The following is a 12,654-nucleotide window of genomic DNA, read 5'->3' on the forward strand; positions in this document are numbered from 1 at the left end:
CCTTAATCAGCTAAAGTAAAAATAACGGTACTTAATGGCGGTACGGTTATTTCTATACTTGCTGGTTGGTTTTGCCAAGGTGTTGCTTGGCTGATTATGCCAGCTGAATTACCTTGGTTACTGCCGCCGTAAATGTCAGCGTCAGTATTTAATAGTTCGATATATTGGCCATCACTTGGTACGCCAATACGGAAGTTGTGATGTACTTGTGGTGTGAAGTTACATACCACGATAGCGGGTTTTTCACCCTCAGCACCAAAACGAATAAATGAATAAACCGATTGTTCGGCATTATCATGATCTAACCAAGTAAAGCCGCTTGGATGGCAGTCATTACGATAAAGTGCTGGAAAATCTTGATAAACTTTATTTAAATCTTTAACTAATTGCTGCACGCCACTATGAAAAGGGATGTCGAGCTGAAACCAGTCAAGGGATTGTTCGTGATTCCATTCGCAGCCTTGGGCAAATTCACAGCCCATAAAGAGTAATTTTTTACCTGGATGCGCCCACATAAAGCCATAATAAGCACGTAAGTTAGCAAATTTTTGCCAAGCATCACCCGGCATTCTGGCGAGAATAGAGCCTTTGCCATGAACTACTTCGTCGTGACTGAGCGGTAAGATAAAGTTTTCATCAAAAGCATAAACTAAGCTGAAGCTTAATTCGTTATGATGATATTTGCGGTGAATAGGATCGTGCGCCATGTATTCTAATGAATCATTCATCCAGCCCATATTCCACTTGTAACCAAAGCCTAAACCGCCGTATTCTGTTGGTTTAGAAACTCCGGGCCAAGAGGTTGACTCTTCTGCCACGGAAAAACAGCCCGGAAATTGGCTATATAACTCTTCGTTAAAGCGCTTTAAAAAGGCAACGGCTTCAAGGTTTTCTCGGCCGCCGTAATGGTTTGGGATCCATTCACCATGCTCTCGGCTGTAGTCTAGATAAAGCATAGAAGCGACGGCATCAACACGAATGCCATCAACATGGAATCGCTCTAACCAATGCATAGCACTGGCACGTAAAAAGTTAGCTACTTCGTTACGGCCATAGTTATAAATTAAGGTATTCCAATCAGGGTGGTAACCTTGACGCGGGTCGGCGTGCTCATATAAACAGGTCCCGTCGAATTGCGATAAACCATGCGTGTCTACTGGAAAATGTCCAGGTACCCAATCAACTAAAACGCCAATATTGGCTTTGTGACATTCATTGACAAAATATTGAAAGTCTTCCGCGCTACCAAAACGTGCGGTGGCAGCAAATAAACCAACCGGTTGGTAACCCCAAGAACCATCAAATGGAAATTCACTGACTGGCATAAGTTGAACATGGGTAAATCCCATGTCTAAGGTATAAGGAATAAGCTCATCGGCAATTTCGCGATAATTCATGAATTCATTATTACTATCACGTTTCCATGATCCTAAATGTACTTCATAAATCGAGATAGCGGCATCTCGGGCATTACGTTTTTCTCGCATGGCGAGCCATTGTTCGTCTTGCCATTGATATGGTTTATTAGCCGAAACAATTGAGGCGGTGTCAGGGCGGTATTGTGCCTGACTACCCATAGGATCAGCTTTTTGTGGTAATAAAGCGCCATGGGTGTCGGCAAGTTCAAATTTATATAAGTCACCTTCAACAAGATTTGGGATAAAAAGATTCCAGTAACCGGAAAAATTGACATTTTGCATTGGGTTACGACGCCCGTCCCAATTGTTAAAATGACCAATAACTGAAACCCTAGAAGCGTTTGGTGCCCATACCGAAAAGGCCACACCTGAGGTGCCATTTTGTTCAGTTAAGTGTGCGCCAAGCACTTTATAAGGATGTAAGTGATTACCTTCAGCAAGCAAGTGAATGTCGAGATCACCTAACGTAGTGGTGTAGGCATAACTATCCTCTAGTGTATAACTATGCTCACCCTCGGTAATTTCTAAATAATAATCAAAAACGTTTTTACGACGTAATTTTGCGTGAAAAATCCCTTGCTCGTCTAGCCGACTTAGCACCGCAACAACTTTTTTATTCTTTTTATCAATAAGCTTTACCGAGTCTGCTTGTGGTTGACTGGTGCTAAACGTTAAAAAGCCGGTCTCACTATCTAGGTGTAACCCCAATACACTCAAAGGTTGATGAATATTGTTGGCAATCTTTGAGGTTATCGCTGCGGCGTTTTTGGTCATTAATTCACTACTCCGTGTTATTTGGAACTTGGCGTTAAATGCCAAATATTTTTAACATAATCTTCAATTGAGCGATCTGAGTTAAATTTACCCATCATCGCGGTATTCATTATTGCCATACGAGCCCAGCGTTTTGAGTCGCGGTAGGCAAAATCGAGTTTTTGTTGGGCATCACAATATGATTGATAGTCAGCTAAAACTAAATATGGGTCACCACCATCTAATAAACTGTGCTTGATAGCGGATAGCTCATAAGGGTGTCCTGGCGTGAAAAAGTCACTATCTAACCAGTCTAATATCGTTTTTAGCTCAGGGTTGGAAGTATAAAAAGCGAAAGGGTTATAGCCCTTAGCGCGTATTTCTTTTACTTGCTCAACCGTATTACCAAAGATAAATATATTGTCGTTACCTACTTCTTCTGCTATTTCAATGTTTGCACCATCTAAGGTACCGATAGTTACGGCACCATTCAATGCTAATTTCATATTACCGGTACCAGAAGCTTCTTTACCTGCCGTTGATATTTGCTCAGAAACATCAGCGGCGGGAATGATCTTTTCAGCTAGGCTAACGCGATAATTAGGTAAAAATACAACTTTTAACTTGTTTTGAATACGCTCATCGTTATTAATTTTTTCAGCCACTTTATTAATGGCATAAATAATCTCTTTTGCTAGGTAATATCCCGGTGCTGCTTTCGCGCCAAAGATAAAAACTCTTGGTTGCATTTCGAGTGATGGATTAGCTAATAACCTATGGTACAAGGCCAAAATATGCAAAAAGTTTAAATGCTGGCGCTTATATTCGTGTAAGCGTTTAATTTGTACATCAAAAATGGCATCGGCACTCACTTTTACACCGGTTAATTTTAAAATTTCTTCGGCTAAGCTTTCTTTATTTTTACGTTTTATCGCCATAAATTCTTGCTGAAACTTATCATCGTCAGCCAAAGTTTTTAACGAAGTTAAACTGTCTAAATTTTTCGCCCAGTCGCCATCTACATATTTTGATAATAGCTCAGCCAATAACGGGTTACATGATTTTAACCAACGACGTGGCGTAATACCGTTGGTTACATTGGTTAATTTATCAGGCCATAAAGCATGAAACTCAGGAAACAGATCTTGTTTCACTAGTTTAGAATGAATTTCAGCCACACCGTTAACTTTATGTGAAGCAATAACACATAAATTTGCCATGCGTACTTGTCGCTCTTGCCCTTCGGCAATAATTGAAAGCTTACCTCGCATGTGAAAATCATTTGGCCATTTTGCTTGAACTTCTTTATTTAAAAAATCTTCGTTAATGTGATAAAGAATTTCTAAATGGCGTGGCAACACTTTTTCAAATAATTTAACCGACCATTTTTCTAATGCTTCTGGTAATAGCGTATGGTTAGTGTAAGAGAATATTTGACGACACATAGTCCACGCGTCATCCCAAGGCATCTCGTATTCATCCACTAAGGTACGCATTAATTCCAAAATAGCAATGGTAGGGTGGGTATCATTTAATTGTATCGCCGTTTGTTTGGTAAATTCTTGCCAATTTATACCGTGTTTTTTCTGATGGCGGGCAATAATATCTTTAATGGAACAAGCGCAGAAAAAATACTGTTGAATAAAACGTAGTTCTTTACCGGCATCATGTTCATCGTTAGGGTAAAGTACTTTCGATACGGTTTCAGCTAATACGTTTGAGTTATGCGAACGTAAATAGTCACCCATGTTAAATAGGTGCCAGTTAAATGCTTCATCGGCTCTACTTTCCCATAAGCGTAATACGTTCACGGTATCAGTATTGTAGCCAACAATAGGAATATCCCAAGCAACACCTTTGATCTTAGTGCTGTGGTGCCAAATAGATTTTACCTTACCGTCAGCTTGTGTTTGGTGTTCAACGTGGCCATACAAAGGAATATGCTGCGAAGACTCTGGCCGACAAACTTCCCAAGGGTTGCCATATTCACGCCAAATATCGGGCATCTCTACTTGTCGGCAGTTGTCAAAACTTTGTTTGAATAAACCGTGTTGATAATGAATGCCGTAACCGGTTGCCGGGTAATCTAAAGTTGCTAAGGAATCAAGAAAACAAGCCGCCAAACGACCTAAACCACCATTACCTAAGGCTAAATCAGCGCCTTGTTCACATAAATCAGTTAAGTCATAACCTAGCTCGGCAACCGCGGCTTTTGCCTGTTGGTAAATATCTAAATTATGGAGATTGTTTGATAATAAACGACCCATTAAGTATTCAAGCGATAAATAGTTAACACTACGTAAGTTTTCATCGCTTTGGCGTGAGCGAGTGGCTTGTAATTTACTGACCACTAAATCATTTACGGCTAAGCAGGTTGCCTGCCAATAAGCATCACGATTATCAGTATCTGATAATTCATTTTGGGTAAATTTTAAATGATGTTCAATGGCTGCTTTTAATTGAGCACTTGTTACTTGTGAATTCTTACTAACCATAATAATAATCTTATTAGTTATGTTGCTAGACCATATTAAATATCCAGCAACGAAAGTTAAGGTTTTAAATTACAAAGTAATTCCCTAGCGCTTGTGACTACTACATAATAAATGCTAAGCATAGATCTTCCTACAAGATATAGACCACAAGTAAAAATAAAATAGAAATCTGATGATGAATTATGCCGATGTCTATTCTCCGAGCAACGTATTACATACGTATGCATGCTTGATTTGTTATTATTTCAGCATGCATACGTATGCACTTGGTTGCACTAAATTTGTGAGATTCCTATGATTTAAGCACTATTATAGGTAGCAGGTTTTACTTTGTTAAGTTAAGTCTAGGTTACAAAAAGAAAACTCGGGATTATTATGAAACAAGAAGCATGGTGGCGTGGCGCAGTAATTTATCAAATTTACCCACGTAGTTATATGGATGCCAATAATGATGGCATCGGTGATCTACCCGGTATTATTGAAAAATTACCTTATATTAATAGCCTCGGCGTTGATGCTATTTGGATTTCGCCATTTTTTAAATCGCCGATGAATGACTTTGGTTATGATATTAGTGATTATCGCGAAGTGGACCCTATGTTTGGCACTATGGACGATTTTGATGAGTTAGTTAGCAAAGCTAAAACCTTTGATATCAAAATTGTCATAGATCAGGTGCTCAGCCACACTTCAGATCAACATGCTTGGTTCGAAGAAAGTCGCCAAAGCCGAGATAACCCTAAAGCCGATTGGTATGTTTGGGCGGATGCTAAACCTGATGGTAGCCCGCCGAATAATTGGTTGTCTATTTTTGGTGGTGTTGCTTGGCAATGGGAGCCGCGTCGTGGCCAATATTATTTACACAACTTTTTAACCTCGCAACCGGATCTCAATTTTCATAATGAAGATGTCAGAGATGCGGTTCTTGATAATGTAGAATATTGGCTGAAAAAAGGAGTTGACGGTTTCCGCCTAGACGCGATTAATTTCTGTTTTCATGACAAGTTATTAAGAGATAACCCAGCTAAACCGTTAGAGGCGAGAAAAGGCAGTGGTTTTAGCGAAGATAACCCTTATGCGTTTCAATATCATTATTACAATAATACTCAGCCTGAAAATATCGGTTTTATGGAAGATATTCGTGCCTTGATGGATAAGTATCCTGATGTGGTGACTTTAGGTGAAATATCATCGGAAGATTCACTGCAAACTATGGCGGACTATACTTCGGGAAGTAAGCGTTTGCATATGTCTTACAGTTTTGAATTATTAGGCAATGATGGTAGCCCAGCTTATATTCAAAAAACTGTTGAAGAATTAGAAGAAAAAATGACCGATGGTTGGCCATGTTGGGCGATTGGCAATCATGATGTTGCCCGAGTTATTTCCCGTTGGGGCAATGGCGGTGATCCTACCGAGCAAATGAAAATGTTAAATGCCATGTTAATGTCGTTACGTGGCAGTGTTTGTAGTTATCAAGGTGAAGAGTTAGGTTTAATCGAAGCGGATATTGCTTTTGAAGATTTACAAGATCCGTACGGCATTGCTTTTTGGCCTAACTTTAAAGGCCGTGATGGTTGTCGGACACCAATGCCTTGGCTGAAAAATGCCAGTCATGGTGGTTTTTCAAAGGCAGATAAAACTTGGTTACCCGTTAGTGAAGAACATATTAGTGGCAGTGTTGATGTTCAATTAGCTCAACCAAACTCAGTATTACAAGCCTATTGTCAATTCATTACTTGGCGCAAAGAACAAGCTTGTTTGTTATATGGCGATATTGAATTTGTTGAAACTAATAATCCAAATACTTTGGCATTTATTCGTCGTTATCAAGGACAAGCGATATTTGCATGTTTTAATTTTAGTGGCCAAAAGCAGGTTATTAACTTACCGCAAGCAACTGAGCTCACCTTGCTAGTAGGGCATGGGCTTGAAATGGCAACAGCTGGTGATAATGAACTGTTACCTTATCAAGTGAAGTATTTTACTGCGGTTTAATTGTTCATCGAAAGTTACTGATTAACCTGAGTTCAGGTTGATAAAAAAAGCTTCTTTTTAGAAGCTTTTTTTATGCTTGTACTTTTTAGTTTAACTTATGTTTAGAGTAAAAAATCCACATAAACTTGTAAAGCGTAGATTCCTGTCTTATACCTTTAATAACTCAATTTAACTTAAACATTTTTTAAAAAATGTCTTGTTTACATTAAGTTGTAATAAATATTACCTAAAAATATGATGATTAAAGGGAAATTAAGGGATGAATAAGTCTAACTATGTATCCACTAGTTCACTTGCACTAGCGATCAGTTGTGCGCTTGGAACTACTTCATTTAATACTCTTGCACAAGAAGCTAAAGCCACCGATATTGAACGTATCGCCGTAGTGGGTTCTCGTGCTGCGCCAAGATCGATTGCTGATTCACCTGTACCTGTTGATATTGTGGGGGGCGATGAATTAGGAAAAAATGCTTCTGCCGATATGCTTGATCAATTACAGGCCGCGGTTCCTTCTTTTAGTGCTCGCACACAACCTATCAGTGATGCCGCTACTTTGATCCGTCCGGTTAACTTGCGTGGTTTATCTAGTGATAGCACGTTAATTTTATTAAATGGTAAACGTCGGCATCGAGCGTCAGTAATTGCTTTTCAAGGCGGTGGTGTTAATGATGGCGCACAAGGGCCTGATATTTCAGTTATTCCAAGTATTGCCTTAAAACAAGTAGAAGTACTTCGTGACGGTGCCGCGGCACAATATGGCTCAGATGCCATTGCTGGGGTAATGAATTTTGTTTTAAAAGATGATGCCGACGGTGGCTCTGTTTCACTTCGTCAAGGCTCTTATTATGAAGGTGATGGCGATACTACTGTTTTAGATGGCAACATTGGCTTACCTTTTACCGATCAAGGCTTTGTTAATTTATCTATGCAATATAAAGCCGCCGATGCTACTAGCCGAAGTGTGCAACGGCCAGATGCCCAAGCTATATTAGATGCCGGTAATACGGCGATCAGGACACCAGCTGCGCAAGTATGGGGTAATCCTGAAATTGATGATGATATTACTTTGTTTGCCAATGTCGGTTTAGATTTAGGTAATGATAAAGAATTTTATCTTTTTGGAAATTATTCCGAACGAGATGTTACCGGTGGTTTTTATTATCGAAATCCCCACACGCGTGGCAATGTTTACTCATTAGATGAAGGTAGTACATTATTAGTCGGCGATCTTGATGGTTTAAATCAAGGAGTGACTTGTCCAACCGTTAATATCACTACCGATAATGTGTTAACACAAGCCGATTATGCGTTAATTGCCGATCCTAACACTGCTGTAGGCCAAAACTGTTTTGCTTTTAACGAGATGTATCCTGGTGGATATACGCCTGAATTTGGTGGCAATATAACAGATACTTCTTTAGTGGTAGGCACTAAAGGTGAAATTAAAGGCGGATTTTTAGACGAAGCTTATTATGATATTAGTGGCTCGGTTGGGCGTAATGAATCTAAATTTTTCTTAGGTAATACTGTTAACCCATCAATGGGGCCTGATTCTCCTAACTTTTTTAATACTGGTAAATATATTCAATTAGAAAAAGCATTTAACTTTGATTTAACCCAACAAGTTGATGTTGGCTTATTAGATCCGATGAATGTAGCAACAGGGCTTGAGTGGCGAGAAGATACCTTTGAAATAATTTCAGGCGAAGAAGCTTCTTGGTTAAAAGGCCGTTTAGCAGAGCAAGAATTTGTTGCTGGTGCGCATGGTTTTGCCGGTTTTAGTCCTGAATCGCAAGGGGAAAATACCCGTCGAAGTTTTGCCGCTTATATTGATGTGGAAGCAAACTTAACAGAAGACTTTTTAGTGGGGGCTGCATTACGCTATGAAGACTATTCATCGTTTGGCGATACCACTAACTACAAATTAACCGCACAATATATGCTAAGTGATGAAATTTCGTTACGTGCATCTCATAGTACAGGCTTTCGTGCGCCAACTGTAGGCCAAGAAAATGTCGTTAACACACAAACAACTAATTTTAACGGTAATTTAGTACAAGCAGCTACTTACCCACCGATGCACCCTGTCTCGGTTTATTATGGTGGTATGGCGTTACAACCGGAAGAGTCTGAAAGTTTTGCTTTTGGTGTCGTTTATGAAAACAGCGGATTTTTCTTAACGGCAGATTATTACCATATTGAGGTGACGGATCGCATCGCTCAAACCAGTAAAATATCAGTTCTACCATCAGATTATGCAGGCTTACGCAGCGCTGGAGTGGAGTTTCCTGAAACCCTAGATTTAGTGACCTTTTTTGCTAATGACTTTGATACCACCACACAAGGCTTGGATGTGGTTGCTAATTACAGTATGGGGCTATTTGGTGGTGATACAAAATTCAGCTTAGCGTATAACTATAATGCGACTGAGGTTGATAATAAGGGGCAATATACATCAGACTTTAAAGTTAGACGGTTAGAAGAAGGTATTCCTGAACATAGAGGCACATTTACCATTTATCAAAATTGGGATGATGTCAGCATGTTTATTCGAGCTAATTATTTTGGCGAATATTTTGCCGTACATGCCGATGAAAATGATCCTCAATGGAGCGAAACAGCAGATTCTGCTATCACTATTGATGCCGAAATGAGCTATTTTGTTAATGATGCTTGGAAAGTTGCCGCAGGGGCGAATAACTTATTTGACCAAGAAGCGCAAAAGCTGCAACAAGGAGGAGCTTATGGTGCGATTGGTGGTGTGTATTATGAAAGTGGTCCGTTTGATTACAATGGTGGCTTCTATTATATGAAAGCAACTTACAGCTTTTAATTTTACTTAAATGTAAAACTTAACCTTAAACTTAACTATAAAATAAAAAGCTTAAAGCCGACTTGGTTTTAAGCTTTTTTATTTATCAGAATATTGTTGTTTTATTTGGCTAATTTTAGCTAACTTTTCATTGTCAATTGCTTGTTTGATCGCTTTGCCTTGTAACCCTTGTTCGATATAAGGTTGAGCCGACACAGCTCTGGCAGCATCAGCTGCTTTTGCTAAATATTCGGTTTGTGGATAGTCTCTATTTTCAAAGCCGGTTCTACCTCGCGCATCGGCAGTACAAGCTAACAAAAAGTCTTCAAATTCTTCAGGTTTTCGCCACACATCTAAGGCATTAAATACTCGCAAGATAGTTGACGGTTTTAATTCAAACGCTTTATGGCAATGTAAATGAAATTCACACACTTTTAATGCAAGTTGTTGATAGTCGTTAGGAACTTTTAAACGCTGACAAACGGCTTTCACTAATGGTAAACCACTGGTTTCATGGCCATGATGTTTTGGCCAATGTTCTTGTGGTGTTATACCTTTGCCTAAATCATGACACAGGGCGGCAAACCTAACCGATGCTTTTGGCGACAACTTAACGGCTTGCTGTAAAACTAAAAGGGTATGTATGCCGGTACAAATTTCAGGATGCCAGTTTGCCGGATTTGGTACTCCCCATAAGCAGTCAATTTCCGGCAATAAAATAGCTAAAGCGCCACAGTCTTTGAGTACTTGAATAAAAATGTCGGGGTGGTCTTCTTCAAGGCTACGTTGAAGTTCTTTGAAAACTCGCTCAGCACTTAACGCTTGTAACTCGCCGCTAGCCGCAATATCTTGCATTAAGGCCATGGTTTCTTCAGCCACGGTGAAACCATAAGAATGATAACAAGCGGCAAAACGTGCCACTCTTAACACGCGCAATGGATCTTCAACAAAAGCTGATGACACATGACGTAACACTTTGTTGTTTAGATCCTGTTGGCCGTTATAAGGGTCGATTAAGTCACCATTATCGGCTAATGCCATGGCATTTACCGTAAGGTCTCGGCGTAATAAATCTTCTTCTATGGTCACATCAGGCGCTGCGTAACAAGTAAAACCAGTGTAACCTTGACCGGCTTTTTTTTCCGTGCGGGCGAGGGCATATTCTGCTTTTGTTTGTGGGTGTAAAAATACCGGAAAGTCTTTACCCACTTGTGTAAAACCAAGTGACAGCATTTCATCAACCGTACTGCCAACGACTAAATAATCACGTTCAATAACTTCACGTTTTAATAATTGGTCGCGCACCGCGCCCCCAACAAGGTATATATTTAGTGTGTCAGTTATTGATTGTTTTGGCATTGTTTAGACTAGAATATGTTTGAGGTTAATAACTAAATAATACCATAGACGGTTAAATTAAGGATAATCAAATAAGTTAAGCTTTTGACTTATGGCGCTTAACGGGGTAGTTTTTCATCGTTATTAAATTTCATTGACCGGTTAACTATGTATACCAATTATTTCGGCTTGCAAGAATTGCCTTTTTCCATTGCACCTAATCCTGATTTTATGTTTATGAGTGATCGCCACCGTGAGGCATTAACTCATTTAACTTATGGCCTAGGAGATACTGGCGGCTTTGTTTTGCTAACTGGCGAAGTTGGTACCGGTAAAACAACAGTAAGCCGTTGTGTTTTACAGCAATTACCTGAAAATACACAAGTGGCATTTATTTTAAACCCGACCCTGTCAGCACAAGAATTATTAGCAACGATTTGTGATGAGCTTAAAATTCGTTATCGCAAAACCGGTGCTACGTTAAAAACCTTAACCGATAAAATTCAAGAAAAACTGTTAAAAAATCATGAGTCTGGTTTAAATACTGTTTTAATTATTGATGAAGCTCAGCACTTGCAGCCTGAAGTATTAGAGCAACTTAGGTTATTAACCAATTTAGAAACCAATACAAAAAAATTATTGCAAGTGATCTTAATAGGTCAGCCTGAGTTACAGCAGTTATTACAACGTCAGGATCTTCGTCAGTTAGCACAACGCATTACTGCTCGTTATCACTTAATGCCACTTACTAAGCAAGAAGTTGTACAGTATATAAAACACCGTTTAGATGTTGCTAAAAGTCCACGAATGTTATTTAACGACAGTGCGATTAGTTTGATCCATAAATTATCGAATGGCATTCCTAGGTTGATAAATTTATTATGCGACCGCTCATTATTAAGAGCTTATAGCAGTAATCAAACCTTAGTAAATAAAAAAACGGTGCTTAGTGCTTCATATGAAGCGCTAGGTCAGGAAAAACAAGCGCCAAAATGGTCGCAACAAGCATTATTTAAAGTTACTTTTGTGGTTGCTATTACAGTGGCTGTTTTAGTATCAGCGGCTTTATTTACCGGCTTTTGGTTTGCTAATCAACAAAACACTCGTATTGTAGCGACACCACCGCCACCAGTTGTTGCTCCTGAGCCAGAGCAAGTGGTAAATACCTCAACAGCTCAAAAGATAACCCCAGAGCCAGTTATCAAGCCTGAAGTTTATATTGAACCTGAAGCTAACTATGCAAGTAAACAAATCTTGGGGGATGAGCAAGTTCCAACTGAACAAAAAGCCCCTGTAGAGGAAGTAGCTGAAATTCAAAAAAATAAAGAAAAACAGCTGGTGGAACCTGAACTGTTAGCGGTTGATGGTAATCCTCGAAAAGTGCCCGACTTTAAAGTGGAACAAACCGATGGTGTATCAGATGAATTATTATCGTTATTTCAAACCGCTATTGAAGAAACTAAAGCATTAGATGCAGCAGAAACCAGCTATAAACCACCACAATCAGACAAAACACCGTGGCAAGTTAAAACCTTAACCGACATGCCGGCTTGGGTTCAAAATGGCGTTCCAAAGCTAAACTTTGAAATGCATTTATATGAATCAGATGGTTTTGGCTCGGTGAAAGTTAACGGCCAAGAAAAGTTTGTGGGTGATATGATCAGCGACGATCTTGAGCTGATAGCGGTTGAGCGTCAACTGGTGATTTTACAATATAAAGGTGAGCAGTTTAGCCTGCCGTCATTATCAAGTTGGGAATAAATAAGCTTAATAATTTAGAGCCTGCCAAATCTTTTTACAATAAAAAACCGCGTTTCCGCGGTTTTTTTCGATATTATTG

At 39.4% G+C, this 12,654-nt stretch carries 6 protein-coding genes; 3 read left to right on the forward strand and 3 right to left on the reverse strand.

All coding sequences use genetic code 11. The annotated features are described in order from the left end of the window. Positions 1-2 precede the first annotated feature (2 nt). Positions 3-2,192 carry a 1,4-alpha-glucan branching protein GlgB gene (gene glgB / locus ACSLUO_RS05850; RefSeq protein ID WP_448247022.1) on the reverse strand — a complete coding sequence of 730 codons (2,190 nt, stop codon included), beginning with the start codon at positions 2,190-2,192 and terminating at the stop codon, positions 3-5. A gap of 17 nt (positions 2,193-2,209) precedes the next feature. Next, complete coding sequence (locus ACSLUO_RS05855; protein ID WP_448247024.1) at positions 2,210-4,666, reverse strand: glycogen/starch/alpha-glucan phosphorylase; 2,457 nt, start codon at positions 4,664-4,666, stop codon at positions 2,210-2,212. A gap of 375 nt (positions 4,667-5,041) precedes the next feature. On the opposite strand from ACSLUO_RS05855, the gene ACSLUO_RS05860 reads away from it, so the two are divergent. Continuing rightward, the gene (locus ACSLUO_RS05860) at positions 5,042-6,664 is read left to right on the forward strand and encodes an alpha-glucosidase family protein (protein ID WP_448247026.1); all 1,623 of its coding nucleotides are present in this window, start codon (positions 5,042-5,044) and stop codon (positions 6,662-6,664) included. A 259-nt stretch (positions 6,665-6,923) separates the two neighbouring features. After that, positions 6,924-9,497, forward strand: coding sequence for a TonB-dependent receptor plug domain-containing protein (locus ACSLUO_RS05865; RefSeq protein ID WP_448247028.1), 2,574 nt, complete (start codon positions 6,924-6,926; stop codon positions 9,495-9,497). Between the two features lie 78 nt (positions 9,498-9,575). On the opposite strand, the gene ACSLUO_RS05870 is transcribed toward ACSLUO_RS05865, so the two are convergent. Beyond that, entirely contained in the window at positions 9,576-10,835 is a 1,260-nt protein-coding gene (locus tag ACSLUO_RS05870; RefSeq protein WP_448247029.1) for a multifunctional CCA addition/repair protein, read from the reverse strand. A gap of 147 nt (positions 10,836-10,982) precedes the next feature. On the opposite strand from ACSLUO_RS05870, the gene ACSLUO_RS05875 reads away from it, so the two are divergent. Next, positions 10,983-12,575, forward strand: coding sequence for an AAA family ATPase (locus tag ACSLUO_RS05875; protein WP_448247031.1), 1,593 nt, complete (start codon positions 10,983-10,985; stop codon positions 12,573-12,575). Positions 12,576-12,654 lie beyond the last annotated feature (79 nt).

It is taken from the genome of Thalassotalea agariperforans (assembly GCF_053470345.1).

Excerpts from the sequence above, each read along its gene's own strand:
- glgB (WP_448247022.1), bottom strand. The coding sequence starts at position 2,192 with ATGACCAAAAACGCCGCAGCGATAACCTCAAAGATTGCCAACAATATT.
- ACSLUO_RS05855 (WP_448247024.1), bottom strand. The coding sequence starts at position 4,666 with ATGGTTAGTAAGAATTCACAAGTAACAAGTGCTCAATTAAAAGCAGCC.
- ACSLUO_RS05860 (WP_448247026.1), top strand. The coding sequence starts at position 5,042 with ATGAAACAAGAAGCATGGTGGCGTGGCGCAGTAATTTATCAAATTTAC.
- ACSLUO_RS05865 (WP_448247028.1), top strand. The coding sequence starts at position 6,924 with ATGAATAAGTCTAACTATGTATCCACTAGTTCACTTGCACTAGCGATC.
- ACSLUO_RS05870 (WP_448247029.1), bottom strand. The coding sequence starts at position 10,835 with ATGCCAAAACAATCAATAACTGACACACTAAATATATACCTTGTTGGG.
- ACSLUO_RS05875 (WP_448247031.1), top strand. The coding sequence starts at position 10,983 with ATGTATACCAATTATTTCGGCTTGCAAGAATTGCCTTTTTCCATTGCA.